Raw genomic sequence first — 24,796 nt, 5'->3', positions numbered from 1 at the left:
TCCTCCTGATGCATCCAAGACTGCTCAAGACGTTTCTCGCGGTTGCGCGATGTCGAAACATCACCCGCGCCGCAGAGGAGATCCATCTCGCGCAATCGAGCGTAAGCGATCAGATCCAGACGCTTGAAACCGAGCTTGGCACGGTGCTGTTCACACGGTCGAAACAGGGCCTGCAACTGACGCCGGCGGGCGCCACGCTGAAGTCTTATGCGCAAGACATTCTGATGCTGGCCGAAGAGGCACGGGCGGCCGTGGACGTGGCCGCCGGACACGCCGTCGGATCGGTGACGATCGGCGCACTGGAGACGATCGCCTCGGCGAAGCTTGCGCAATGGCTCCCGGATTTCCAGGCCTCCCATCCCGACATTAATCTTCGGCTGACGGTCGCGGGCAGCGGCGATCTGCTGCGCAAGCTGGAAGATGGCGACATCGACGTCGCTTTCTGTTTCGACAGGGACGGTTTCGAGAAGGCCGATGAGCGCCTCGCCAGGCGGACGCTATCGGCGGAGCCATTGATCCTCGTCGTTCCTCCTGGGGAGGCAGCGATGAGAGGCGATCTGACGGCGCTCGGTAACATGCGCTTCGTCGTCACCGAAGCCGGGTGCATCTATCGGCACCTGTTCGACAAGGCTTTTGCCGAGGCAGGCATTGCATCGCCGAGGCTCGCCGCCGAAGTCGGCAGCATAGGCATGATCGCGCGACTGGTGGCGGCTGGGGCCGGCCTTGGTCTGGTTCCGCGTCTGGCGGTGGTCGACGCGCTCGGTCGTGGCGAGATCATCGAAATGCCCTGGCCGGGTCCGGTGCGGACGGCCTCGCTCGCCATGATCTGGCGCCGCAGGCGGGTTCAGCCACCAGCATTGAAACTGCTGCTGGCGGCCGCAGGCGACAGTTTCGCGCCGCTCAGACCAGCCGATGTCCACCCTCGACATGCAGTGTCGTCCCTGTCGTGAAAGCGTTGCCCATCAAGAAGCCGATAGCGTCGGCGATATCGTCTGGTTGTCCGACCCGCCCGACCGGTAGCCGCTCTGCCATCGCACTCAGCGTGTCATCCTTCTTGTCGCCGGCAACGAAACTCCAGATCGGCGTGTCGACCCAGCCAGGCGAGACCGCGTTGACCCGGATAGGCGCCAGTTCGATGGCGAGCGCCCGCACGAGCCCTTCCAGCGCCGCATTGACGGCGGCGACGACCGAGCCTCGCGCCGCCGGCCGGTAGGCAGCGATGCCGGATGTGAAGGTGATGGAGCCCGTAGCTGAGAGCATGGGCGCGCCGTGCTTGGCCAACAGCAACGGCCCATAGAACTTGCTTTCCACGACTCTCTGCGCCGCCTTCAACTCGAGCGCGGGCAACAGCTCATAGGCGCCTTCGATATCGGCTGCGGTGCTGACGATATGGTCGAGCCCGCCGATGTGCTTGAACAGTTCGGCGACCTGGTCCTCCTGGGTGATATCGACCGCGACGGTGTCCAGCGCGGCAGGGTTGCCCAGTTCCTCGCGGACGCGCTTCAGCCTGTCCTCATTGCGCCCGGCAATGAGGACTTGCGCGCCGGCGTCGAGACACCACCTTGCCAGCGCCAGACCCATTCCTGAACTGCCGCCGACGATCAGAACTCTCCTGTTTACCATATCCGCCATGCCCTTCGTTTCCGTAGACGATCACTTTGGCGGTGAAGTCGCAGGTCGGTGTTCGAAAGGGAAACGGAAGAAAACGATAGTGCCATCGGAAAATCCGATGACGCGGGGGACAGAGGGGGTGGACTGGCAGCTACAGCCATCAGTTGACGCTTCCCCGCTGTTGCTTCATCCAGACGGATGGCGGCGGCGCAGGCAGGGAACGATGACTGAGACATCCGATCGGTGGGCGCCGGGCGTTATCGGCACAAAAAGGCAGGCCCGCTGATGGCGCCGGTCGAGGTTGATCCCGCCAAGGTGCGCGAATTCCCGGATGCCGAAAGCTTCCATGCCTGGCTCGGCAAGCACCATGACCGGGAAAACGAGGTCTGGATCAAGATCCACAAGGTCGGTTCGGGGCTGAAGTCGATCACGCCCAAGGAGGCGATCGACGTCGTGCTGTGCTGGGGCTGGATCGATGCGGTGCGCAAGGGGCTCGACGACAAGAGCTACCTGCAGCGCTACACGCGGCGCGGCAGGAAGAGCATCTGGAGCCAGATCAATGTCGACAACGTCGCCCGGCTGATCGAGGAGGGCCGGATGACCGAGCACGGGCTGAAACAGGTCGAGGCGGCGAAGGCCGACGGCCGCTGGGCGCGCGCCTATGGAAGCGGCAAGGACATGAAAATCCCCGAGGATTTGCAGGCGGCAATAGATGCCGAGCCCAAGGCCAAGGCGATGCTGGCAACGCTCAGCGCGCAGAACCGTTTCGCGCTCGCCTTCCGCACCCACAACATGAAGACCGAAGCCGGACGCAAGAAGAAGATCGCGGCGTTTGTCGAGATGCTGAAGCGCGGCGAGACGATCTACCCGCAGGGCAGGTGAGGGGTTGCGGCGAGCACCGTCGCGGCAGGCGCGCCGGCTGTCAGCAAGCATAAAGAGGAACTACAAATTCGTGCCCGGTCGCCGCTGGCCGCGTCGAGCCAGAAGGTTGGCGACGACGAGCAGGACGATCGACAATGCCATCATCAACGTGGCGGCGGCGGTGATCGCCGGGGAAAGCTTCTCGCGCAGGCCGATGAACATTTCGAGCGGCATGGTGCGCTGGTTGGCGCTGGCCAGGAACTGCACGACGACGACCTCGTCGAACGAGGTGACGAAGGCGAACGCGGCTCCCGACAGCACGCCGGGCAGGATCAGCGGCAGCATCACCCTGAAGAACGATGTCACCGGTTTGGCTCCAGAGATGGCGGCGGCGCGCATCAGATTGCGGTCGAAGCCGGTCAGGCTCGCTCCCACCGTGACGACGACGAACGGGCTGGCAAGCGCGGTGTGCGCCAGGATGATGCCGGCATAGGTGCTGGCGAGGCCGACACGCGCGTAGAACAGATACGAGCCGACGGCGGTGATCACCACCGGCACGATCAGCGGCGACAGCAGCAGCGGCATGACGATGCGGCGGCCGGAGAATTTTTCGTCGGAAAGTGCAATCGCTGTCAATGTACCGAGCGTCGTTGCGATCAGCGTCGTGCCGAAGGCGACGATCAGGCTGTTGCCGATCGCCGACTGCCAGCGCTGGGTGCCGAGCACGACCTCGTACCAGCGGGTCGAAACCCCCTCCAGCGGAAAGATGAAGAAGGTGCCGCTGTTGAACGACAGCGGCACGGGAATGAGGATCGGCACCAGCAGGAACAGGATCACCAGGCCGCACCACAGCCAGAGCAGCCCGATGCGGATGCGCTCACCAAGGGTTGGATAGGGAGACAACAACATGGCTACACCAGCTTGAGGCGGTCGAGGCCGAGGATGCGGGCAAAGATACCGAACAGCGCCAGCGTGAAGACCAGCAGGATGAAGCTGAGTGCTGCCGCCATCTCCCAGTTCAGCTCGACATTGACGTAGTTGGCGATGAAATTGCTGATCAACTGGTCGCTGGCGCCGCCGATCAGCGCCGGCGTGATGTAGTAGCCGAGGCAGAGGATGAAGGTGAGCATTGAGCCGGCCATCACGCCCGGAAAAACCTGCGGAAGATAGACGCGCCGGAAGGCGGTGAAGGGCTTTGCGCCGAGCGAATAGGCAGCCTTCATCTGCGAGGGCTGAATGGTGCGCATGACGCTGTAGATCGGCAGCAGCGTGAATGGCAGCTGGATATGCGTCATGGCGATGATCAGGCCGATGCGGCTGTACATCAGGTCGAGCCGGGCCTCGGCGACGCCGAGCCACAGCAGCAGGTCGTTGACCAGGCCGAATTTCTGCAAAAGCACAGTCCAGGCCGCGGTGCGCACCAGGATCGATGTCCAGAACGGCAGCAGGACCGCGACGATGAGGATGGCGGCAAGACCCTTCGGCACGCTGGCGATGAGATAGGCGAGGGGAAAGCCCAGGATCAGCGTGGCCAGCGTCACCGCCGCCGCGACGAAGAAGGTGCGCATGAACACCTGCAGGAAGATCGCCTGCTCGGGCGGCACCCTGCCGATGCTGCCATCGGCATTCCAGCGAAGATCGAGCGCGCTGAGCAGGTAGAACGACGTCACGCTATGGGTGCCGCGCTCTATGGCCGGCCACGTGCCCGGCGCCGACCAGAACGGCACGGATTTCACCACCTCCAGCGGCGGCCTGTCGCCGGCACCCTCGAGCTGGCGCACGGTCTTGAGCACTTGGCTGCGCGCGCCGGGCAAGCGGGCGTTGAGGCTCTTGGCGAGTTCATAAGCCGTGCCTTTGGCCTGATTGTCCCTGAGGTCCGCAGCAAGCGCCAGGAAGGCGGCATCGTCGGGCAAGCCCTGGCCATTCCAGCCGCTCAGCGCCTGGGCAGTCTGCGGCAAGGCGTCGGCCATCGTCGGGTCATAGACGGCGCGCGACAGGAGCAGGACGATCGGGATGCCGAAGCTCATCGCCAAGAGCACGAGCAAAGGTGCCGCCAGCGCCAGCGACCGCAGCCGGTCGCCAAGGTCGGCGCGCCGAAGGGCGGCCGTGACCGATTTCGCTGCGTCGGCATCGGCGGCCGACCGGTCGCGGGCTGCCCGCGGCCGGTCTTGTGTCATGGGCTCGAGAGCCGACATCGCGTCTTACTGCGCGAGCCAGGCGTTGAAGCGCTTGACCAGATCCTCGCCATAGTCGCCCCAGAATTCGGTATCGGCGACCAGATAGGCGCCGCTCAGATGATCGGGCGCGTTCGGCAATTTCGGCAAGGCATCGGCCGCCACGAAGGACGCCGCATCGGTGCGCACCGGCCCATAGGTGATGTAGCTGGCGAGCTTGGCGTTGTTTTCCGGCTGGCTGATATAGGCAAGGTACTTGTAGGCGAGGTCCGGGTTCTTGGCGCCCTTGGGAATGGCGATCATGTCATATTCGAGGATCTGGTTGTTCCAGACGATCTTGAACGGCTTCTTGTCGGTATCGATGGCGTTCTGGATGCGGCCGTTCCAGGCGGTGGTCATCACCACTTCCTGGGAGGCCAGAAGCTGCGCCGGCTGCGCGCCGGCATCCCACCAGACAATGTCCTTCTTGATCGTGTCGAGCTTCTTGAAGGCGCGGTCGACGCCTTCCGGCGTTCCCAGCACCTTATAGACGTCGGCCGGTGCGACGCCGTCGGCCATCAGCGCCCATTCGAGGTTCTGCGCCGGAAACTTGCGCATCGCGCGCTTGCCCGGAAACTTGGTCGTGTCGAAGACGTCGAGCACCGAGGTCGGCGCTTCCTTCAGCACGGTGGTGTCATAGGCAAGAATGTCGCCATAGGCGTCGAGGCCGACGCCGCAGTCGAGCGCGGAGCCTTCGATGAATTTTTCGCGCGGCGCAATCTTGGAATAGTCGAGCCGTTCGAGAATGCCTGCGTCGCAGCCCTGCAGCACGGTCGCGGTCTCGACCGTCACCAGGTCGATCGGCACGTTGCCGGTGTCGACCATGGCTTTGACCTTGCCGAGATCGCCGAGATATTCCTGCTCGACGATCTTGGCTCCGGTTTCCTTGCTGAACGGCTCGAACCATGCCTTGCGCTGGGCGTCCTGCCAGGCGCCGCCGCTGGCCATGATCGAAAGCTCCTCGGCGAAGGCGGCATGTCCTGATGTGATGCATGCTGTGGCTGCCGCTAAGGCGAACAGCCGGGCTTTTATGGCTTTCATTTTTTCTTATTCCCCTGTTTCAAGATGGACCTGTTTTCGAGATGGAACCGCCCGCTCCGGCTTCGGCCAGGAACGCACGGCAGTCGCTGGGCGCGCAGGAAACCGTGACCGGCTCGCCGTTGCTCATGGTCGCTTCGGGACCGACCTTGACGGTCAGCACTTGTCCGCTTTCAAGCCTGGCCAGCAGCCGCAAGTGGTCGCCGAGGTAGATGCGGCCGTCGACCGTGGCGGCAAGCGCGTTTCCAGCTTTCGAATCGGACGCAAGTCTCAGCCGCTCCGGGCGGATGGCGACATGGCAGGCTTCGCCCTCCGCGACGCCGATGGCGAGCGCCGTTACCGAACCGCCGCCATCCAGCGCGACGCGGCATTCCTTGCCGGAGACGCGCTCGACCCTGCCTTCCAGCGTGTTGTTCTCGCCGATGAAACTGGCAACAAACGAACTCTGCGGCGTGTTGTAGAGGTCGTCAGGCGAACCGAGCTGGGCGATCCCGCCATTGTTGAAGACGGCGACACGGTCCGACATCGTCAGCGCTTCGCTCTGGTCGTGCGTCACATAGACGACGGTGACGCCGAGCATCGTGTGCAGCTGCTTGATCTCGAGCTGCATATGCTCGCGCAGCTTCTTGTCGAGCGCGCCGAGCGGCTCGTCCATCAGCACCAGGCTCGGCTCGAACACCAGCGCGCGGGCAAGCGCGACACGCTGCTGCTGGCCGCCGGAAAGCTGCGCCGGCCGCCGGTCGCCGAACTGCCGCAGCCGCACCATGTCGAGCGCGCGGCTGACGCGGGATGCAATGTCCGCCTTGGTGATCTTCCGTACCGAGAGCGGGAAGGCGACGTTTTCCTCGACGCTCATGTGCGGGAACAGCGCGTAGTTCTGAAACACCATGCCGATGTTGCGCTCATAGGGCGGCAGCCGGTCGACCAAGCGGCCTTCGAGCGTGATGACGCCGCTGGTCGGCCGCTCGAAACCGGCAAGCATGTTGAGCGTCGTCGTCTTGCCTGAGCCGGAAGGCCCGAGAAGCGTGAGGAACTCGCCGCGCGCGACATTGAGGTTCAGCCGCGTCACCGCAAATGTGCGGCCGTCATAGGATTTCTCGACATCGGCGAATTCGACAAACCCGGCGGCATCGGCTGCTGGCGCCGAAGCGGCGATGCCGGCTGGCCGGGCTGTCGTAGCGGCGGTCACCGGCGGGAATCCGTCGAGCGGTCGCGGAGGCCGCCTGTCGAAACGAGGGGGTGCTTGCCGTGCATGTCTCGGTCTCGCATGACGCTGGCCGCACTAGGCGGCAACCAAACTTGTATGCTCACACAATCGATCTTCAACCACCATAGATGCAGACAAGTTTGATCGTCAAGCGGCATTTTTCGCGATTGTATGGGATTTTTGCGGCCATATTTGAATTATGGATCAGACAAGAGCTATTGTCCGGAGCATTGTCATATGCTAGATGCGCCAGTAGCTAGATGTCTCAAACACGCCGCAACCGCCAATCCCATGCTTCAAGACCTGCAACTCGCCTCGGATGAAGGTCCGGTCTATCGCCGTCTTGCCGAGGCAATTGCCGACCGGATCGCTGCCGGCACGCTTGCCGTGGGGGACCGGCTGCCGCCGCAGCGCGAGATCGCGCGGGCACTGGGCATCAACGTCACCACGGTGACGCGCGCGCTGTCGACGCTGCAGCAGCGCGGCCTGCTCGAAGCGCGGCCTGGACGCGGCACGACGGTCGCGGCCCGCGACGCCGGCGAAAGACCGGGTTTCGTGTCGGCGCCGAGCGACGACACCGGCGTCATCGACCTTTCCGTCAACCGGCCGGCAACCTGCGCCTATCTCGACGCGCTGGCGCTGCTTCTGCCGCGTCTGGCCAAGGATCGGCACTACGCCACGCTTCAGGACTATCACCCGCCGGAGGGGCCGCTGTGGGCGAGGGCGGCAATCGCCGAATGGATGCGGCCGGTCGCCGGCGACGGTGATCCCGGCCGGGTGGTGCTGGCAGCAGGCGCCCAGCACGGGCTGGACTGCGTGCTTGGCGCGGTGACCAGGCAGGGCGAGGTCGTGCTCGCCGACGAAGTGACCTATCAGGGCATCAACGCGCTGTGCCGGGTGCATGGGCTCGATCTCAGGGGCGTCGCCATGGACCGTGGCGGCATGCGGCCCGACGCGTTCGATGCGGCATGCGCGCAACTCCGCCCCCGCGCGGTCTTCCTGGTGCCGACGCTGCACAATCCGACGACCATCACGCTATCCGAGGAGCGCCGGCACGAGCTGGTGGCTGTCGCCCGGCGCCACAACGTCCTCATCATCGAGGACGACGTCTACCGGCCGCTGGCGGACAATCCGCCGCCGTCGTTTGCCAGCCTCGAGCCCGAACTGACGATCCATATCGGCGCCTTGTCTAAATGTCTTGCGCCGGGGCTGCGCCTCGGCTTCGTCATCGCGCCACGCGCCATCGCCGGCCAGGTCGCGGCGGCTTTGCGCATCAACTGCTGGAGCATCAGTCCTTTGACGGCGCTGATCGGCGCGCGGCTGCTAGAGGAGGGCGCGGCGGCGCGCATCATCGAAGCCCAGAAGCAGGAGCTTCGCCAGCGCCAGGCGGTGCTGACCGAAATCCTCGGCCGCTACGATGTCCAGAGCCATGCCACCTCGACCCATGCCTGGCTGCGCCTTCCGGAACCCTGGCGGGGCGCGGGTTTCGCTCGCACCTGCCTGGAACGTGGCGTTGCCGTCCTGCCTGGGGATGCCTTCGCTGTCGGCCGCGAACCGGTGCAGCACGGGGTGCGCATCAATGTCGGCGCCGCGCGCTCGCTCGATGATCTGCGCACCGCCCTGAACACCATGGCCGAACTGTTATCAGCCGGCCATCTGCAACTGCCTGGCTTCGTCTAGGAATCCAACAGTGGCAGCATCGGAAACCGTCGAAATCGCCGTCGTCGGCGCCGGCGTTGTCGGGCTGGCGACGGCGCTCCGGCTTGCGGCCGAGGGTCGCGAAGTCCTGCTCATCGACCCCAACGAGCCGGGCTCGGGCGCCTCATTCGGCAATGCCGGAACGATTGCCGAATATGCCTGCATGCCGGTCGGCAATCCAGCCGTGCTGCGCGCGCTGCCGAAACTGCTGCTCGATGCCGACAGCCCGTTTGCGCTGCGCTGGCCGGCTCTGTTCCAGCTGGCGCCATGGCTGGTCAGCTTCGTCAGGCAGTCGCTGCCCGAGGCCACCCGCGCCAATGCGCTGGCGCTCGCCGGGCTGCTGGCCGAGGCCTTGCCGGCTTGGGAGGAGATGGTCAAGGAGGCTGACATGGCAGACCTGCTGCGCCGCAATGGCTGCCTCTATCTTTATCGCGGCGAGAGCGATTTCGCCAAGGCCGCCGGGGGCAGGGCGCTGCGCGCCGGGTTTGGCGTCAATCAAGAGGTGCTGACGCCGCAACAGGTCGTCGCGCTGGAACCCCACCTGCGGGAGATCGAGGCCCGCGGCCTTTACTTTCCCGATTCTATGAACGTCACCGATCCGAAGACGCTGATGCAGCGGCTGCTTGGTGCAGCGACCGCCCGCGGTGCGTCGGTGAGGCAAGCGAAAATTACCGGGCTGCAGGTCGAGGCAGGCGGCGTCCAACTCAGCGGTCCCGGCTTTCGCATCAAGGCGGGTACGGTGGTGATCGCCGCGGGCGCATGGTCGCTGGAACTGGCCACGAAGGCCGGCGACAGGATCCCGCTCGAGGCCGAACGCGGCTATCACCTCGAATTCCCGACCGACGCGCCGCTGCTCGACCGGCCGGTCTGCCCGGTCGATCTCGGCTTCTACATGACGCCGATGGCTGGCCGACTGCGTGTCGCCGGAACCGTCGAACTCGGCGGGTTGGCGGCACCAGCAAATCCCCGCCGGCTGGCACTGCTTGATCGCGGCGTCCGCCAGTTCTTTCCTCAACTCGGCCGGCCGTCGTCCGAATGGCTCGGCTTCCGGCCGTCGCTGCCCGATTCCCGGCCGGTCATCGGTCCGTCGCGCGGCAGCCTCAGGGTGATCCATGCATTTGGTCATGGCCATCTCGGCCTGACCCTGGCGCCGATCACCGCTCGCCTGGTCGCCGACCTGGTAGGCGGACGTGGCGACCCCGCCCGTCTGGCATCCTTCGCGGCGGATCGGTTCAGCGCCCTGGCCTTCTCCCGTCACATAGCGGGATTGCCCTCCCGCCGGCCTTGAAACCACGCCCGGCTCCTCCACCTAATCTGGAATAGCGCGCAACTTTCCGAGGAAGCGCCAAGGAGTTGCTGGCCTCAGACAAACCAGAGTGGCCGCTGTTCGTTTGTGGCGGGCAGCGTTAACAATCGAGCGTCTTCCTCGTTGTCAGACGAAGGGAGATCAAAATGACAAAGGTCGTTTGCGTCCTCTATGACGATCCGGTCGACGGTTACCCATCAAATTATGCCCGGGACGGGCTGCCGAAGCTCGACCGCTATCCCGGCGGTCAGACGCTTCCCACGCCGAAGGGCATCGATTTCGAGCCGGGGATCCTGCTCGGTTCTGTGTCTGGCGAACTCGGCCTGAGGCCATTTCTCGAAGGCGCCGGGCACAGCCTGGTCGTAACCTCGGACAAGGACGGTCCCGACAGCGTTTTCGAACGCGAACTCGGTGACGCCGAAGTCGTCATCTCGCAGCCGTTCTGGCCGGCATATCTGACCAGGGAACGAATAGCCAAGGCAAACAAACTGAAGCTTGCGATCACCGCGGGCATCGGGTCCGACCATGTCGATCTGCAGGCCGCGATGGACCGCGGCATCACCGTCGCCGAAGTGACCTACTGCAACTCGATCAGTGTGTCCGAGCATGTGGTGATGATGATCCTGGCGCTGGTGCGAAACTATATTCCCTCCTACCAATGGGTCATCGAGGGCGGCTGGAACATCGCCGACTGTGTCGCACGCTCCTACGATGTCGAGGGGATGCAGATCGGAACCGTCGGCGCCGGCCGGATCGGCGGCGCGGTGCTGCGCCGGCTGCGGCCGTTCGACGTCAAGCTGCACTACACCGACCGCCACCGCCTGCCCGAGGCGGTCGAAAAGGACCTTGGCGTCACCTTCCACCCAGATCCCGCGTCGATGGTCGGCATCTGCGACGTGGTGACGATCAACGCACCTCTGCATCCGGAGACGGAGAATCTGTTCGACGAGGTGATGATCGCCAGGATGAAACGCGGCGCCTATCTGGTGAACACGGCGCGCGGCAAGATCTGCGATCGCGACGCCGTCGCCCGCGCGCTGGAGAGCGGCCAGCTCGCGGGCTATGCCGGCGACGTCTGGTTCCCGCAGCCGGCGCCCAAGGACCATCCGTGGCGATCGATGCCGCATCACGGCATGACGCCGCATATTTCGGGATCGTCGCTCTCGGCCCAGGCGCGCTACGCCGCGGGCACCCGCGAAATCCTGGAATGCTGGTTCGAAGGCCGGCCGATCCGCGAGGATTACCTGATCGTCGATGGCGGCAAGCTGGCCGGCGCCGGCGCGCATTCCTATAGCGCGGGCGACGCCACAAGCGGTTCGGAAGAGGCGGCGCGCTTCAAGGACAAGGCCTGATCCGGCAAGGCCTGATCCAGGCGGGATCAGGTCTACCGCAGGCCGAACGCGACAGTTCGCGCGGGATCGTGTAGACCTGCGGTTGGCCAAGCGCGGCGAGACGATCTACCGGCAGGGCAGAGGCGGGGGCGGCCGTTCAAGTGGCGCGGGCGATGCGCTTGACGAGTAGGTGGCGGAACGTCGGAAGCGACCGCAATCGAGGGTCTATCTGGCGACGCACGAGACTTTTGGCGTTCGGCCGACCTCATTCGCCGATTTCGCCCGGCGCCAAGCGGCGGTGTTTCGCGGTGAGGTCCGCTGAGCCTGCGGACGTTGGCGGTCAGCGCCGCCGCATACAGTGTCTTGGCGGAGTGACATCGCAGCGCTTTCTCGCGCGTCTCGTCCTCGAAATCGACGTTGATCTCGGATAGCCCACTGGCGGAGCCCTCCCGCTCAACATAGTGTTGATACGCGCCGCTTTTGTGGGAGGGGCCGCAATGCTTCTTCGAAGCTGGATAACCTTCTCGGTGGTTATCGCCCTGCTGCAGGCCGTCGTGGGTCTGCTTTCGGTTCTCCAGCACAATGCCGTGCTTTCCGACCTTCTGCGCCAGCGCATTTCCGTCATCGCCCAGACGACCGCAACGTCGTTCAAGCCGATCATCGACCTCGGCTTGCCGATTCGATGATCCGCCGACCTCATTCGCCCGAATTTCGCCCCGGCGCCCAACGCGGTGTTTCGCGTGAGCCGCTGAGCCTGCGGACGTTGGCGTCAGCGCCGCCGCATACAGTGTCTTGGCGGTGACATCGCAGCGCTTTCTCGCGTCTCGTCCTCGAAATCGACGTTGATCTCGGATAGCCCACTGGCGGAGCCCTCCCGCTCAACATAGTGTTGATACGCGCCGCTTTTGTGGGAGGGGCCGCATGCTTCTCGAAGCTGGATAACTCTCGGGGTTATCCCTGCTGCAGGCCGTCGTGGTCTGCTTTCGGTTCTCCAGCACAATGCCGTGCTTTCCGACCTTCTGCCCAGCGCATTCCGTCATCGCCCAGACGACCGCAACGTCGTTCAGCGACTCGACCTCGGTTGCCGATTCGATGAGACGGCGACGCCTTCGTCGCGCGGGCGCTGGAGACCGATGCGGAGGTCAACGCCGTCCATGCGTTCAATCCGTCGGGGATCATCGTCTACACAACCGATGCATCGCGGCCAGTATCGGTTCCGCGCGAGGTGCTGCAAGCGATGCAGTTGTCGAAGGGCGTCAAATGGAGCACCGAGACAGCCGAGCAAATCTACAGCGGATTCAACGTGGTGGGCCGTGATGGCGCCACCAGCGGCGCCGTGGTTGTCGCCTATCCGAAGGACCGGCTCGAAGCGGCTTCACAGGCCATGGTGAGCAAGGTGGTTCGCGCCGCCCTGCTGATCTGGGTCGCTTTCTCGGTGCTATCCTACCTTCTGTTGAGTCTGCTTCTCGGAACCCCTCAGCGTCGGCTTGCCCGCCTGGAGGGCGTCGCCCGCGGCGAGCCCGACGCGGAGATCGGTACCGATGGCGATCTGAGGACGGGCGGCCCCGGCGGGTTCTGGCGCGATCTCTTCGGCCCTCAAATCCGGCAGCTTGGCGCGAACCTCGCAGGCGCCAGACGACAGTATGATGAGGCCAGCCGGGAACTCGGCGCCTTCGCATCACCGGCTGCAGAGGGCAGGCAAGCCGAGGGCGACGACGCCGTCGTTGCGACCAGTCCGGCTCCCCAGACCGAGCTTGCGTCCAACCCCTCGCGCTCACTCGCCCGGCAGATCGCATCGCGCCTGGCTCCGCTGGCGGCGATGCTGATGGTGAGTTCCGCCCTGGTTTTGGGCATCATCACCCTTGGCAACGTCAATCGCTCCATCGAACCTGAGCTGTCGGCCCGCACAAACCTGATTGCCACGGTCGTCGGCGAAGACGTCCAGCGCGCCTTGGCGACGGGTGTGCCGTTGGACAGTCTGGTCAGCGCCGAGAATTTTTTCGCCGATATGCTCAAGCAATTGCCCGAGATCGCGTACGTCGCAGTGGCGACAGGGCGGGTGGTGCTGGAAGTCGGCGAACGGATAGATCCCTATCTCGCACCGCCGCGCGAGCGCAAAGGCGTACGCAGCCACCCGATCATGCACAATGGCGAGGAGATCGCCTATGTGGTGATCGATGTCGACCCTGCCTTCATCTCCAAGAAGTTCCTCGACGTCTTTCTCGACATGGGCGTCGTCGTGGTGGTCGCCGTATTGATCGCCTTCGAAATCATGGTGCTGATGAGCAGTCGCTCGCTGACTGCCGCTCTCGACCGGCTGCAGCGGCTGGCGGCGATGCAGGCGGCCGGAGACTTCTCCAAGCGGGCAATCGTGGGGGCCCGCACCGCCATCGACCGCGCCGCCCAGGTGCTGATCGAGCGCGCCGAAGGCCTCAGCGCACAGTTCGCGGCGGCATGGCAAGGCCCCGGTGGTTCTGACGTGGCCAGTGGTTCTGACATGGGGAGAACCAGGCTCGCGGCATTGCAGGCGCGCTACGGTCTTTCGTTGAATGGGCCGGCGACCCTGCGATTTTCCTATTTCACCGATCTGCGGCTGGCGCTGTTTCTGTTCGCGGCCGCTGACGAGTTGCCGCTTTCCTTCATGCCGCTCTATACGAGGGCGGCGCACAATCCCTTTCCGTGGCTTTCCGAGACCGTGCTGATCAGCCTGCCGCTCGCCGGATACTTGCTTGCAATTGTGCTGGTATCCCCGTTTGCACGGCCGATTGCCCGCTGGCTTGGGCCGCGAAGACTGCTGATCCTGGCGGCGGCACCGACAATTGCCGCTCATCTTTGGCTCTATTTAGCAAGCAGCGTGCCCGAGATCGTGGCATCCCGCACGATCCTTGGAGTGGGCTATGCTTTGGTGACGCTCGCCTGCCAGGATTACGTCATCGACAACACGCCGCGCGACGAGCGAGACCGATCGCTCGGAATGTTCTCAACGGTGTTGTTCGGGGGAATATTCTGCGGCACGGCGCTGGGCGGGGTGCTGGCAGACAGGTTGGGCCAGGCCAATGTGTTTCTGCTCAGCGCCACCTTTGTCCTGATCTCCGCGCTTTTGATCTTCTCGCTGGTCGCCGATACTGCCAACCGGGGAGACGGCACACGTGCCAAGGCGGCTCGACCGCCGCTGCTTGCCTCATTGCGCAACTGGCATTTCGCCGCGCTGGTGTTCGGCATCGCCATCCCCGGCAACGTCTGCCTGCAGGCCTTCATTTCCTATCTCGTGGCTTTGACGCTCGATTCCCTTGGTGCCTCGCCGGCGGACATCGGACGCACGCTGATGGTCTACTTCCTCGCGATCGCCCTGGTCGGCCCGCTTGCCGGGCGTGCGGCGGAGCGAGGAATTCCGGTAACGGCCGTAGCCTTGTCAGGGGGAATTCTCTGCGGCATCTCGCTCCTGACGGCGGCCGTCTGGCCGAGCGAGATCGCCATCTTCCTTGCGGTGCTGGGCGCCGGGATCGGCAGCGGCATGGTGCGGGGAGCGCAAGTCTCGCTCTCGATGTCGATCGCGGAAACAGAGCTGAAGCATCTGGGGGCCGATCCGGTCCTGGGAGCACTGCGAACGATCGAGCGCTTCGCCAGCATCGCCGGCCTCCTGCTGATCGCCGCTGTCGCAGGCCTCTACGGCTACGCTATGGCGATAGCCGTCGTGGCGGCGCTCGCGCTTGGGGGAGCCCTGCTGTTCGGGCTGTCGGTGCTGGGCAAGCCAGCGGCGCCGGCTCGGCAGCTGGCGCCGTGAATTAGTTGGCGGTAAATTAGCTAGAAATTGCCCGCCAGGGCTAGGCAGCGTTAGACTTGGTGCTTGGGTTCATAGGGGGAGTTGTCGTGAAATCGATTGCGCGCAGACTGCTCACATTGGCCGTGTTTTTCGTGATGACCACCGTGGCCGATGCGGCCGATAGAAAGCAGATACTGGGCATCTTCTACGAAGGGTGCGAAAATGTCTGCGAAGGGTTCAAGGCGGGGATCAAAAAGAGCGGCTTCGCCGCAGACGTGACGATCATCGATCTGGCACAGGACAAGTCGCGCATCCCCACCGCAATCGCCCAGGCGCGGGCTATGCCGGCCGATCTGGTGCTCACCTATGGCACGAACGGGACGCTTGGCGTCATCGGCACGCTGGACGATACGGCCAACCCTGCATTTATCACCGAGATTCCTGTTGTCTTCGTGAAAGTTGCTGACCCCTTCGGCACGCACATCGCCAAGGGCTTCGAAGGCAGCGGACGCGCCAATGTCGCCGGAACCTTCAACCGGGTGCCGGAAGCGATCAACATCGAGATCGTCCGCCAGTACGATCCGACGTTCGATAAGCTCGGCCTGCTCTACAACTCGAACGAACGCAATTCGGCGATCACGGCAGAAGAACTCAAGAAAATTGCGCCGACGCTCGGTATCGAGCTGGTCGCGCTCGAAATCGACCCCGGAAATAACGGCGTTCCCGACATTGCGCGGATTGTGGAGCGCATGGCCGAGTTGCGCGAGCAGGGAGTCCGGTGGCTTTACGTCGGATCGAGCTCGTTCCTGAACGCCAATGGCGAGTTGTTCACGAAGACGGCCGTCGACAACGGCATCGCCGTAGTCAGCCCATATGAGCCGCTGGTGCGCGAGCATCACGCGATGCTCTCCATTGCGGCGCGGCTGGAAGACGTCGGACGTCTCGCAGCGGAACAAGCGCTCAAGATCCTGCGCGACGGAGCGACCCCCGGCGATCTTCCGATCGTGCGGTCAACCGACTTCGCCTATGTCGTGAACATGGAGGTCGCCAAAAAGCTGGGCCGCTATCCTCCATTCGCTTTCCTGCAAGTGGCCGAGGCGGTGAACAACTGACCCAAGGGGCAGAGGCATCTCGGGGTTGGGGAATGAACGCCCATATGTGCGCAAAGCCACCCCTGATCAAACCAACCGTCAGACCACACCTCGCCGCGTCGACACCTCCAGGCCCAGCTTGACCCGGTCCATTCGGAAGGAATGAGACCTGCGTTTCCGCCCGGTTGATTTCGCGATCCCCGCGGTAACGGTTTCTTCTTTGCTTTTGCCGCACATTGGCCGCGGCAAAGCGGGCAAGGCCAGGGCATGGCTGAGAAGAAGAATCGCGACGGAGAGTTCTGGGAGCTTGCGCTCGAACGCGCGCATCTTGGCGTGTGGGACTGGGATCTGAGGACCGGAGAGTGCTTCTACTCGACAATGTGGTCGCAAATGCTCGGCTATGGCGAGGGAGAGCTTGCCGAGACAAGCGATCTCTGGCTGCAGCTGACGCATCCTGACGATCGCGAGCGGGCGACGGCGAGCGGCGAACGCCACATTGCCGGCCTGACCGGTTCGATCGAGACCGAGCTCAGGCTGAAGCACAAATCCGGCGATTGGGTATGGGTTCTCGATCGCGGCGGGGTGGTCGAGCGCGACGCGGAAGGCAAGCCCGTCCGGCTGATGGGCGTCCAGACCGACATCACCAAGCAGAAGCAAGCGGAACACGAGCTTGAACAGGTGAATGTGCGCTTTCGCCTGGCACTGGCGGCCAGCGGCACCGGCATCTGGCATCACGATCTGGCGACACGCAAAAGCTACTGGGACGAGCGCACCAGGGAGATCTTCGGGTTTGTCGCCGACACCGACGAGGTGCCGCACGACCTCTGGCACAGTTATCTGCATCCCGACGACAAGGACGACACCGAGCGGGCCCACATGGTGCCGTTGCAAACGCAAAAGGTCGTCGCCGTGCAATACCGGATCATCAAGCGGGACGGCGAGGTCCGGCACGTCGAATCGCTGCTGCGCTTCATTGCCGACGCTCAATCGTCAGGTCAGATCCTCGGCACGGTGCGCGACGTCACCGAGGCGAAGCAACGCGAGCAGGAGCTTGCCCACGCGGCCCATTACGACGCGCTGACCGGCCTTTTGAATCGCGCCGCATTCGACCGGCTGCTGGCCTACCATATCGCAACGGCGCGCCCGCTTGCGGTCTTCTACGTCGATCTCGACTACTTCAAGGCCCTGAACGACTTCGCCGGCCACGCCGCCGGCGACCTCGCGCTGAAAAGCGTCGCCGAGGGCATTCTGGGCTGTCTGCCGCCGTCGGCGCATGCCGCGCGGCTCGGCGGCGACGAGTTCGCGCTGCTGGTGCCCGATTGCGACGCACGGCAAGCCGAAAAGCTGGCCGGCGCCGTTCTCGCGGCGGTTCGCGACGCCGAACCCGGCTCGGCGGCGTCGCGCAAGCTCGCGGCCAGTATCGGCATCGCCCATGTCGCCGACCGGACCACCACGGTGGCCGACGCGCTCGCCTGCGCCGACGACGCCTGCTATGCGGCCAAGGCCGCCGGGCGCAATCGCTTCGCGGTGTTCTCCCCTGAGACAACATCCGGGACCAGTGGCCTCAATGCGGCGCGGCTGGCGGCCGACACCGTCGATGCCATGGAAGACGGAAGGCTGAAACTGTTCGGCCAGGAAATCCATCGGCTTGGAAAACCCTGGGACGAGAGCCGCCATGCCGAGGTCCTCGCGCGGCTGGTCGGACGCAACGGGCGGCTGATCCCGCCGGGCGAGTTCATCCCGGCGGCGGAGCGGTTCGGCGTTGCCTCGCGGCTCGATCGCTGGATCATCAGGACTGCGCTCTCGCTTCATGGTCCGGCGCTGAAATCGGGGGCGCTCACGCTCGGCTTCAACCTGTCGGCGCAGACGCTGAGCGACCCGCAGCTCTGGGATTTCGTCGACGCCGTCATCGACGAGACCGGGGCACCGCATTCCGGCATTGGCTTCGAGATCACGGAAACCGCCGCGGTCACCAATTTCACTGCCGCCGAACAGTTCGTCCGCAAGGCGCGCGAGCGGCGCTGCCGCGTCAGCCTCGACGATTTCGGAGCGGGGATGAGCTCGTTCGAATATCTCCGGCGCTTTCCCGTCGATGCGATCAAGATCGACGGTTCCTTCATCGAGCATATTGCGCAAAGCCGCTTCGACCGTGAGATCGTCTCGGCCAATATCGGGCGCGGCTGGCGGCGCCCGGACACTTCGCCGGTCATGCCTGAGAACAAATCGGAACGGGAGGGGCGGGAGAAATAAGCGAGTTGTACGGCCGAGAAGAAAATTCGGCGGATTTTACGAGCTTCTGGCTTGCGAGAAAAATGACGCCGACTGGGGCACGCTGAGCCCCGTCGCAAAGGCCCGAGGGTCCCCGCTGCGGCCTGACGCGCGACTGTGGTCGTCCCAGGAGATCGGATCGTCAATCGAGAGTTGGACCCGTCTGATCCCGCCGGTTGCCACGTTGGGTCATCCCGCGGCGGAGCGGTTCGCGTTGCCGCATTAATCCAAACCATCTGCGGCGTCCGAGTCCGCCGTAGAGGGACCTCATTCCCAGACCATTGCCGCTCGGCGGCCAGATGTTCGGGCCGTCGATGAGTCCCAGAGCTCCAGACCTGAAGGCATCGGGAGGCGCTCACGCGCGGCGTGCGGACCTATACGAAGCCTGCATCTCAGAACGTCACAGCTCTGAGGATTCTCGACGCCGTCATCGACGAGACGGGGCACCGCTTCCGGGATGGCTTCGAGATCACGGAAACGCCGCGTCACAAATTCCTGCCGCCGACAGTTGTCGCGCAAGGCGCGCGGCGCGCTGGCCGCGTCAGCTCGACGATTCGGAGCGGGGATGAGCTCGTTCGAACGTATCTACTGGCGCATTCCGTCGATGCGATCAAGATCCGACTTCCTTCATCGAGATATGCGCAAAGCCGCTTCTGACCGTGAATCTGTCTCGGCCATACGGGCATCGCCAGAAGCCTCGGCTGCTCCGTGGTGGCGGAGAAGATCGAAGAGCAGGATGCGCTCGACGTCCTCAGGGATATGGGCGTTGCCTTCGGTCAGGGATTTCTGCTGCACCGGCCGGAGCCGCTGGACGCGATCGTGGCGCGGGCGAGCGCGCAAGCGGCTTTGCCGGTTGGACGGCAAGCGTAGGACTCCGTCAGGGCAGAGGGTCAAGGCTGAGGGTCAAGGGCAGACGGGGCGAGCCGGAACTTCCGCTCAACGCCGCGTGCCCTTCGTGTCGCTCGAAGGTCGGCTGCCTTCCTGGCCGAAGCCTTGCCGCCCACTGCCTCGTGGGCCTAATTCTTCCGCTTGGCGGTGGTTGGCATCGTCGTGCTCACCCAGCCCTGGGCCTCGCGCATGATCTTCAGCGCTTCATCCCGCGTCAGCCCGCACTTCCGGGCAAAGTAGGTCGCTTCATGGGCTTCCGCCGCGGAGACCGCGGAAATGCCGGACGGTTCCAGCTTTGATTTCTTCTTGGCCATGCCAGTTCGCCAAACTGTGAATCGATTAGTCAGCTAATATAGCATCTTTGTTTGTCAAGGCAAAATCCCGGTCCTCCGAAGCAAACGGCGAGCGACATCTGCGTGTCATGCCACGCGCGCTCCACCCGCAAGGCAGCCTTCCAGGGCGAGGGGAGTTTATCCTGCAGCCGCGCGAGCCCGGCGCCGTTTACGCTCCCGCAGAAACCGGGTTGGCAAACGGCCATTCCGCAGATCGATGGATTCAGTTCGGAACGCCGGCAGCCTCGGCGCTGGGCAGCGCAACCATCAGGAGGCCCGGCTCTGTCGGGTATCGGCGGAAGCTGTATCGGAGCCGGTCTTATTCAGGAGATTGCAGAGCGAGACGGCCTCGTCGTGACACAGGCCGATCAGCGCAAGCGCCGAAAACTGGGCCGGCAGATCGATCCTGGTGTCCCAGACCATCCACCGGCCGTTTGGCTCCATGACACATTCAAAGCGCAATGCACGGTCCGACATCCAACCTCCCCAACGAATCTTCGCCGGACTGGTAGCGTCTCGAAGTAAACGAGTTGTTGCGTTCTTGAAACCTGACGTTGAATCCGGTCGATGGCAATAGCGGGCCGAAAACAGGCGGCGTGGTCAAGCCCGCCGCGGCATGGCCAAGCCTGCCGGATGGGCCAGGCCAGGCCGCATGACAGCGTTTCACAGGCTCATTGTGAGGCAGGCCAGGGCACCGACCGGACCCTTGGGATGCGAGGTTCCTTTAACCCGTGACGCCGCCAAGGCGGATCAGGCGTTGCGGCTCGCCATATGCGCGTCGAGCTTCTTCCTCGAAGGCCCGTACCGCTTGATGATGGTCGCGGCCTCGCTCGGCGGTATGCCGTATTTTTTCGCAAAAGCCGCAACTTCGTAAGGCTCCTCGCTGGAAACCAGCTTGCGATCCTGCTTGGTCTTGGATTTGTCGTCGGCCATGTTGTCCTCCGTCACATCTGGTCGTTATAGGGTTCCCTAGTCCGCCCGACCATCCTTGCCCGCTCGGAAAGGGAAGGCATGCCGGTTTCGCCCAGGCGTTGTTGGCGCCTTGCAGCAGGCTGATCGGATCAAGGCTGATCGCTCGCCCGGCGCGGGCGATGCTGGTTCCCGCTCATGGGCTCGAACCACGATTCACGCCTTCAAAGGGCGCTGTCCTACCATTAGACGAAGCGGGAGTAGAGGAAGTGGACGCTGTCTAACACCTTCTCTTCCGCGAATGAAGCCGCTTGATGCCGTTACCTGCTTGAGCATCGTCGGCTGCTAGGCACCGCTGGATCAGCCGGGCTTAGCCTAGACGCGCGCAATCGCGAACAGCCACGCCAAAAGTTCGAGCAACAATAGAAACAGGGCAAGCTGCAGCGAGATGCGCAGGCGTTGAATGATCCGCCAATTGCTGGCCATGTCGGTCTTGATGCGGAGCGCAAGCACGCGGTGCATCCCATCCATGGTTTCAGAAGGATTTTGATCGACAAAGTCCTGGAGCAGCTGCTCCGGATCGAAGCGGAACGTAAGATTGTAGTAGGGCCACAACATGATCACGACCAGCAGCCCGATCAGGAAAAGCAGCGTCAGCGCCAGCCAGCCCCATAGTCCCAGTCCCTCCAGCAGAGCTCTGCCGCCGAGGAGAGAACTCACGAAGGCGGTTGCAAAGATCAGATTGCCGGCGCGCGTGTTGAGGCTCTCGACCACATTCTGCTGGTGTTGAAGACCACGCACCGCCTCCGCATAAACGAAGGCCAAGCGCGGGTCAGATGCCGCAACGGGCTGGGAATGGCTTTCTCCCGCCGATGAAGGATGCTCGGGCATGAGTGCGCTTCCATGTTCCGATATGAACCACGATATGGACAATGGCGGCTGCCTGTCTACCGCCTATCAGGCCGCCGGCCTTGACGCCTGAACACTCCGCCCCAGTTTACGCGGCGGAGTTTCAGATATGCGATACGATTGGCAGGGGCCGCCCGGATTCCTGCAACGGCATTTCGGCATTGTTATTGCAATCGGCCTGGTTGCAGGGCTGTCGGTCCTGGCGGCGCTGGGCTACACGCCTTAAAGCCTCGGATTCAGCGGCCAATCGCTAATGTAAGCGAAATGTGACGGTGCGGACGCAACCGAACGGGCGCCATGCGCATTTCAATGCATGACGACAATGTTTCGCCCCGATATTCCCGCGAAATGCTGCGCGTATTGCGGCGGGCGCGACCACGGCTACGAGGACTGCCCAAAGCGGAAAGCCGATGCCGGATCGCGGGAGGACGAGCGCATCGTTCCGGCCCCAAGCCCGGCACGATGGATAGACACGCCCGACAAAACCGCAGCCTGAACCATCCCGCCTAAGGCGTCTTCTGCGTATGTCCGACGGCATTGGCGAAAGAAATGTCCCCCTTGATCTCGCGCATGGCCATCGAGGTGATCGTCCGGCGCACGCCGGGCAGGCGGCTGAGCTCGACGCGCAGCATCCTGTCCAGCGCCATCATGTCGACCGTCACGATCTGCAGGAGATAGTCGGCCTCGCCTGTCGTGGCGTGGCAGCGCCGGATCAGCGGGTGTGCCTGGACCGCTGCCTCGAAGGCTTCGGAAAGCTCGAAATCGATCGACACCTGGATGAAGGCTTCGATGCCGAAGCCGAGTTTCGCCGGGTCGACGCGAGTCGAGTAGCCGCGGATGATGCCGGCGTCCTCCAGCGCCTTGACCCGCTTCCAGCACGGCGTCTTGCTCAAGCCAACCTCGTCGGCGAGCGCCGCGAAGGAGATTCGAGCATCGCGCTCCAGCGCCGCGACGATCTTCCGGTCGAGGCTGTCCAGCATAAAACGTTCTCCGTAGTCGCTTAATGAATGGGCTTTCGTCCTTCCTTTCCTGCCATTTGAATAACAGAAAGGAACAATGTTCAAGCCGAAAGCGACTACATTACGGGCTCGGACCGAACAGATGCCCTGAGCCGACGGGCCGGGCACAAGGAGCAGCTGCCATGCACAAGCCGGACTATTACGCCCGAATCGAAGCGCCCGAGATGCGCGACTACGGCGTCTACCTCAAATGCGACAAGCTTCTCGCCTGCCAGAAGCCGCTGGCCGAGATGGTCAATGCCGACGAGCTGCAGTTCCAGATCGTGCACCAGGTCGAGGAGCTGTGGATGAAGCTCATCACCTACACGCTGGTCGACGTCGTCGATTTCCTCGAACAGCACAACACGCACCGCGTCGTCACGCTGATGGGGCGCGTGCATCGGCTGATGCGCATGATGACGGCGCAGCTCGACCTGCTCGAAACCATGTCGCCCAAGGAATACCAGCAGATCCGGCTGCAGCTCGGCAATGGCAGCGGCCAGGAATCGCCGGGCTTCAAGCTGCTCTTGCGCATGCCGCCGGATCTGTGGCGGGCCTTCAAGGCGTCCTATCTCGATGGCCGCGGGCTTTCGGTCGAGGATGTCTACGATACCGGGTATGACCACGGCGACAGCTATGTCGTCGCCGAGGCGCTGATCGAATTCGACGAGCTGTTCCAGAAGTTCCGCGCCAACCATCTCTACCTCATCCATCGCTCGATCGGGCTCGGCTCGAAATCCCTGAAGGGCCGTCCGGTGGAAATGCTGGAAGGCGGCGCCCGCCATCGCTTCTTTCCGGAGCTCTGGGACATACGCTGCGACATGACCGACCGCTGGGGCAGCGAGTACGGCACGGTGCGGGAACCGATCAGCCACCAGGCGGCGGAGTAGGGGCAGTTCCAAGCTTGGGTTCCTCGCCCCGCGCGAAGCGGGGGGAAGAGGTGGCGCGGCGAAGCCGCAACGGAGAGGGGACTTTCGACGTTGGCGCTGTCCCCCTCTCCGGCCGCTGCGCGGCCACCTCTCCCCCGCTTGGCGGGGGCGAGGAACCCTGGTTCTGCAAGCTTGCCTCTCTCCCGGCAAAACTATTTGAATGGCGATGTCGGAACCGCCGCGCTTTTCCCGTCCTTGGGGCGAAACCGTAGCAAACTCCGGAGGGACATCATGGAAACCGTTCAATCACCGTGGCAGACCGCGGCAATCCTCGTTGGCCGGCTGATCTTCGCGGCCGTCTTCCTGATGGCGGTGGCCTTCAAGTTCATGGATATGGGCGCGACCACGGGCTACATCGCCGCCGCCGGCTTTCCGTTCCCGCTGTTCCTCGCCTGGTGCGCGGCGCTGCTCGAAGTCGTCCTCGTCCTGTGCTTCCTGACCGGCGCTTTTTTCACACCGGCCGCGCTCGTCGCCGGCGTTTACGTCATCTTCCTGGGCTTCGCCTTCCACGGGCCGTCGCACTGGGCCGGCAACCAGGCCGAGTTCGGCTTCTTCATCGACCATTTTACTTTCCTCGCCGGGCTCTTGTTTGCCGCGGTGCACGGGCCGGGCAATGTGCTGGCGCTGAAGCTTGGGTCTGCAAGCTGACCTGAACCCGCGGTCCATCTTTGACGTGGGAGGGCGTCACATCTGATCGTTGTAGGGCTCCTTCATCTGGCCGACCATGCGCGCCAGCTTCGAGAACGACGGCATGTCCGCCTCCGGCTGACACTGATTGGCCAGTTCCAGCAGCCGGATCGGGAAGTTGACGGCATCGCGGCTCGACGCCGACATGCCTTCGGACCGTTCCTCGCTGGTCTCGCTGGCTTCGGCCCGGCGCAAGGCGATGTCTATTTCCTCGACCGAAAGCACGCCCTTGCGGACAAGAACCTGATTGATCGATGCGACGGCCATCAGCAGGCCCTCAAGTTGCAGATTGGCGACATTCATGGCTTTGCTCCCATTGGCTAAACTGCAAACGCGCGAGCGCCGGTTCCGATCCGGACAGTTGCGTGGATGATGCCGGCAGATCACCCGATGTCGGTTGCTCGTTCACCGGGTTAGGAATTTTTTCTTGGAATCGGCAACTTCGCCCTTGACTTCGTGACGGCAGCTATGCTATAGATTTGGGCATGGTGCTGATTTGCGCCAACGACCCGCCCGCCGAGGCGGGTTTTTTATTTTCGGACCATCTTCGCTTGCCTGGATTGAATGTTGGCGGGACAGCGCCCCCCTCTGTCCTGCCGGACATCTCCCCCACAAGGAGGGAGATCGGATGTCACCTCGGCTTTCGCCAATCACCAGCATCGCAGGAATAGGGACAGCGCTCGAACCGCCAATCTCCCCCCAAGTGGGGGAGATGTCCGGCAGGACAGAGGGGGGCGCGAAGGAACGCGGCCTGCCG

At 63.8% G+C, this 24,796-nt stretch carries 24 protein-coding genes and 1 tRNA gene; 13 read left to right on the top strand and 12 right to left on the bottom strand.

Features of this window, described 5'->3' with window-relative positions; genetic code table 11:
• The first annotated feature begins 8 nt into the window (after positions 1 to 8).
• Complete coding sequence (locus tag EJ066_RS27790) at positions 9 to 950, top strand: LysR family transcriptional regulator (protein ID WP_126043123.1); 942 nt, start codon at positions 9 to 11, stop codon at positions 948 to 950.
• Here the strand turns inward: EJ066_RS27790 and EJ066_RS27785 are convergent.
• A complete protein-coding gene (locus tag EJ066_RS27785) occupies positions 901 to 1,632 on the bottom strand; it encodes an SDR family oxidoreductase (protein WP_126043122.1) in 732 nt (243 codons plus the stop codon). The genes EJ066_RS27790 and EJ066_RS27785 overlap by 50 nt on opposite strands.
• A gap of 264 nt (positions 1,633 to 1,896) precedes the next feature.
• Here EJ066_RS27785 and EJ066_RS27780 point away from each other — a divergent pair, with 264 nt between their 5' ends.
• Positions 1,897 to 2,493 (top strand): YdeI/OmpD-associated family protein, encoded by a 597-nt coding sequence (locus EJ066_RS27780; RefSeq protein ID WP_126043121.1) that lies wholly within the window; start codon positions 1,897 to 1,899, stop codon positions 2,491 to 2,493.
• A gap of 60 nt (positions 2,494 to 2,553) precedes the next feature.
• On the opposite strand, the gene EJ066_RS27775 is transcribed toward EJ066_RS27780, so the two are convergent.
• From EJ066_RS27775 to EJ066_RS27760, 4 genes are read right to left on the bottom strand one after another with little or no spacing between them, the layout of a single operon-like run.
• Positions 2,554 to 3,381 carry an ABC transporter permease gene (locus EJ066_RS27775; protein ID WP_126043120.1) on the bottom strand — a complete coding sequence of 276 codons (828 nt, stop codon included), beginning with the start codon at positions 3,379 to 3,381 and terminating at the stop codon, positions 2,554 to 2,556.
• A 2-nt stretch (positions 3,382 to 3,383) separates the two neighbouring features.
• Positions 3,384 to 4,667, bottom strand: coding sequence for an ABC transporter permease (locus tag EJ066_RS27770; RefSeq protein ID WP_126043119.1), 1,284 nt, complete (start codon positions 4,665 to 4,667; stop codon positions 3,384 to 3,386).
• Between the two features lie 6 nt (positions 4,668 to 4,673).
• Positions 4,674 to 5,726, bottom strand: coding sequence for an ABC transporter substrate-binding protein (locus tag EJ066_RS27765; RefSeq protein WP_126043118.1), 1,053 nt, complete (start codon positions 5,724 to 5,726; stop codon positions 4,674 to 4,676).
• Positions 5,727 to 5,745: 19 nt separating this feature from the next.
• Positions 5,746 to 6,912 (bottom strand): ABC transporter ATP-binding protein, encoded by a 1,167-nt coding sequence (locus EJ066_RS27760; RefSeq protein ID WP_126043117.1) that lies wholly within the window; start codon positions 6,910 to 6,912, stop codon positions 5,746 to 5,748.
• Positions 6,913 to 7,221: 309 nt separating this feature from the next.
• Here EJ066_RS27760 and EJ066_RS27755 point away from each other — a divergent pair, with 309 nt between their 5' ends.
• The 9 genes from EJ066_RS27755 (at position 7,222) to EJ066_RS32210 (ending at position 19,257) form a co-directional block, all read left to right on the top strand.
• Positions 7,222 to 8,610 carry a PLP-dependent aminotransferase family protein gene (locus tag EJ066_RS27755; protein ID WP_126043116.1) on the top strand — a complete coding sequence of 463 codons (1,389 nt, stop codon included), beginning with the start codon at positions 7,222 to 7,224 and terminating at the stop codon, positions 8,608 to 8,610.
• 10 nt (positions 8,611 to 8,620) lie between these two features.
• Positions 8,621 to 9,916, top strand: a complete 1,296-nt coding sequence (locus EJ066_RS27750; protein ID WP_126043115.1) for an FAD-dependent oxidoreductase — start codon at positions 8,621 to 8,623, stop codon at positions 9,914 to 9,916.
• Between the two features lie 164 nt (positions 9,917 to 10,080).
• Complete coding sequence (locus EJ066_RS27745) at positions 10,081 to 11,286, top strand: NAD-dependent formate dehydrogenase (RefSeq protein WP_189644381.1); 1,206 nt, start codon at positions 10,081 to 10,083, stop codon at positions 11,284 to 11,286.
• Between the two features lie 476 nt (positions 11,287 to 11,762).
• The gene (locus tag EJ066_RS27740) at positions 11,763 to 11,951 is read left to right on the top strand and encodes a hypothetical protein (RefSeq protein WP_126043113.1); all 189 of its coding nucleotides are present in this window, start codon (positions 11,763 to 11,765) and stop codon (positions 11,949 to 11,951) included.
• 551 nt (positions 11,952 to 12,502) lie between these two features.
• Positions 12,503 to 15,049, top strand: coding sequence for an MFS transporter (locus tag EJ066_RS27735; protein WP_126043112.1), 2,547 nt, complete (start codon positions 12,503 to 12,505; stop codon positions 15,047 to 15,049).
• 122 nt (positions 15,050 to 15,171) lie between these two features.
• Positions 15,172 to 16,140, top strand: coding sequence for an ABC transporter substrate-binding protein (locus tag EJ066_RS27730; RefSeq protein ID WP_245455239.1), 969 nt, complete (start codon positions 15,172 to 15,174; stop codon positions 16,138 to 16,140).
• 246 nt (positions 16,141 to 16,386) lie between these two features.
• Entirely contained in the window at positions 16,387 to 18,369 is a 1,983-nt protein-coding gene (locus tag EJ066_RS27725; RefSeq protein WP_126043110.1) for an EAL domain-containing protein, read from the top strand.
• Between the two features lie 384 nt (positions 18,370 to 18,753).
• Positions 18,754 to 19,044, top strand: a complete 291-nt coding sequence (locus EJ066_RS32215; protein WP_245454996.1) for a hypothetical protein — start codon at positions 18,754 to 18,756, stop codon at positions 19,042 to 19,044.
• A gap of 54 nt (positions 19,045 to 19,098) precedes the next feature.
• Positions 19,099 to 19,257 carry a hypothetical protein gene (locus EJ066_RS32210; protein ID WP_245454995.1) on the top strand — a complete coding sequence of 53 codons (159 nt, stop codon included), beginning with the start codon at positions 19,099 to 19,101 and terminating at the stop codon, positions 19,255 to 19,257.
• 146 nt (positions 19,258 to 19,403) lie between these two features.
• Here the strand turns inward: EJ066_RS32210 and EJ066_RS27715 are convergent, their stop codons facing one another.
• From EJ066_RS27715 to EJ066_RS27690, 6 genes are all read right to left on the bottom strand, one after another.
• Positions 19,404 to 19,589, bottom strand: a complete 186-nt coding sequence (locus tag EJ066_RS27715) for a hypothetical protein (protein ID WP_126043109.1) — start codon at positions 19,587 to 19,589, stop codon at positions 19,404 to 19,406.
• A 285-nt stretch (positions 19,590 to 19,874) separates the two neighbouring features.
• Complete coding sequence (locus EJ066_RS27710; RefSeq protein ID WP_126043108.1) at positions 19,875 to 20,084, bottom strand: hypothetical protein; 210 nt, start codon at positions 20,082 to 20,084, stop codon at positions 19,875 to 19,877.
• Positions 20,085 to 20,357: 273 nt separating this feature from the next.
• Positions 20,358 to 20,540, bottom strand: a complete 183-nt coding sequence (locus tag EJ066_RS27705; protein WP_126043107.1) for a DUF3606 domain-containing protein — start codon at positions 20,538 to 20,540, stop codon at positions 20,358 to 20,360.
• 162 nt (positions 20,541 to 20,702) lie between these two features.
• Positions 20,703 to 20,776: transfer RNA gene (locus tag EJ066_RS27700), tRNA-Gln, on the bottom strand.
• A 115-nt stretch (positions 20,777 to 20,891) separates the two neighbouring features.
• Positions 20,892 to 21,407, bottom strand: a complete 516-nt coding sequence (locus EJ066_RS27695; RefSeq protein ID WP_126043106.1) for a hypothetical protein — start codon at positions 21,405 to 21,407, stop codon at positions 20,892 to 20,894.
• A gap of 524 nt (positions 21,408 to 21,931) precedes the next feature.
• On the bottom strand, positions 21,932 to 22,405 hold the full coding sequence (locus EJ066_RS27690; RefSeq protein ID WP_126043105.1) for an Lrp/AsnC family transcriptional regulator: 474 nt from the start codon (positions 22,403 to 22,405) through the stop codon (positions 21,932 to 21,934).
• Between the two features lie 161 nt (positions 22,406 to 22,566).
• On the opposite strand from EJ066_RS27690, the gene EJ066_RS27685 reads away from it, so the two are divergent.
• Both EJ066_RS27685 and EJ066_RS27680 read left to right on the top strand, forming a co-directional pair.
• Positions 22,567 to 23,313: a tryptophan 2,3-dioxygenase family protein gene (locus EJ066_RS27685; protein WP_126043104.1), complete on the top strand. Its 747-nt coding sequence runs from the start codon at positions 22,567 to 22,569 to the stop codon at positions 23,311 to 23,313.
• 270 nt (positions 23,314 to 23,583) lie between these two features.
• On the top strand, positions 23,584 to 24,000 hold the full coding sequence (locus EJ066_RS27680) for a DoxX family protein (protein WP_126043103.1): 417 nt from the start codon (positions 23,584 to 23,586) through the stop codon (positions 23,998 to 24,000).
• A 36-nt stretch (positions 24,001 to 24,036) separates the two neighbouring features.
• Here EJ066_RS27680 and EJ066_RS27675 read toward each other — a convergent pair whose 3' ends face one another.
• Positions 24,037 to 24,342: a hypothetical protein gene (locus EJ066_RS27675; protein ID WP_126043102.1), complete on the bottom strand. Its 306-nt coding sequence runs from the start codon at positions 24,340 to 24,342 to the stop codon at positions 24,037 to 24,039.
• Between the last annotated feature and the right edge of the window lie 454 nt (positions 24,343 to 24,796).

Origin of the sequence: Mesorhizobium sp. M9A.F.Ca.ET.002.03.1.2 (genome assembly GCF_003952365.1) — a bacterium.
Taxonomy (GTDB): domain Bacteria; phylum Pseudomonadota; class Alphaproteobacteria; order Rhizobiales; family Rhizobiaceae; genus Mesorhizobium.
The sequence above is the reverse complement of the archived record's forward strand: the minus strand, read 5'-3'. Positions and strand labels throughout refer to the sequence as shown.

Coding starts and splice junctions, on each gene's coding strand:
- EJ066_RS27705 (WP_126043107.1), bottom strand. CDS start 20,540: ATGGCCGACGACAAATCCAAGACCAAGCAGGATCGCAAGCTGGTTTCC.
- EJ066_RS27785 (WP_126043122.1), bottom strand. CDS start 1,632: ATGGCGGATATGGTAAACAGGAGAGTTCTGATCGTCGGCGGCAGTTCA.
- EJ066_RS27680 (WP_126043103.1), top strand. CDS start 23,584: ATGGAAACCGTTCAATCACCGTGGCAGACCGCGGCAATCCTCGTTGGC.
- EJ066_RS27715 (WP_126043109.1), bottom strand. CDS start 19,589: ATGGCCAAGAAGAAATCAAAGCTGGAACCGTCCGGCATTTCCGCGGTC.
- EJ066_RS27780 (WP_126043121.1), top strand. CDS start 1,897: ATGGCGCCGGTCGAGGTTGATCCCGCCAAGGTGCGCGAATTCCCGGAT.
- EJ066_RS27740 (WP_126043113.1), top strand. CDS start 11,763: ATGCTTCTTCGAAGCTGGATAACCTTCTCGGTGGTTATCGCCCTGCTG.
- EJ066_RS27685 (WP_126043104.1), top strand. CDS start 22,567: ATGCACAAGCCGGACTATTACGCCCGAATCGAAGCGCCCGAGATGCGC.
- EJ066_RS27675 (WP_126043102.1), bottom strand. CDS start 24,342: ATGAATGTCGCCAATCTGCAACTTGAGGGCCTGCTGATGGCCGTCGCA.
- EJ066_RS27770 (WP_126043119.1), bottom strand. CDS start 4,667: ATGTCGGCTCTCGAGCCCATGACACAAGACCGGCCGCGGGCAGCCCGC.
- EJ066_RS27755 (WP_126043116.1), top strand. CDS start 7,222: ATGCTTCAAGACCTGCAACTCGCCTCGGATGAAGGTCCGGTCTATCGC.
- EJ066_RS27695 (WP_126043106.1), bottom strand. CDS start 21,407: ATGCCCGAGCATCCTTCATCGGCGGGAGAAAGCCATTCCCAGCCCGTT.
- EJ066_RS27790 (WP_126043123.1), top strand. CDS start 9: ATGCATCCAAGACTGCTCAAGACGTTTCTCGCGGTTGCGCGATGTCGA.
- EJ066_RS27745 (WP_189644381.1), top strand. CDS start 10,081: ATGACAAAGGTCGTTTGCGTCCTCTATGACGATCCGGTCGACGGTTAC.
- EJ066_RS27775 (WP_126043120.1), bottom strand. CDS start 3,381: ATGTTGTTGTCTCCCTATCCAACCCTTGGTGAGCGCATCCGCATCGGG.
- EJ066_RS27765 (WP_126043118.1), bottom strand. CDS start 5,726: ATGAAAGCCATAAAAGCCCGGCTGTTCGCCTTAGCGGCAGCCACAGCA.
- EJ066_RS27735 (WP_126043112.1), top strand. CDS start 12,503: ATGCAGTTGTCGAAGGGCGTCAAATGGAGCACCGAGACAGCCGAGCAA.
- EJ066_RS27690 (WP_126043105.1), bottom strand. CDS start 22,405: ATGCTGGACAGCCTCGACCGGAAGATCGTCGCGGCGCTGGAGCGCGAT.
- EJ066_RS27710 (WP_126043108.1), bottom strand. CDS start 20,084: ATGTCGGACCGTGCATTGCGCTTTGAATGTGTCATGGAGCCAAACGGC.
- EJ066_RS27725 (WP_126043110.1), top strand. CDS start 16,387: ATGGCTGAGAAGAAGAATCGCGACGGAGAGTTCTGGGAGCTTGCGCTC.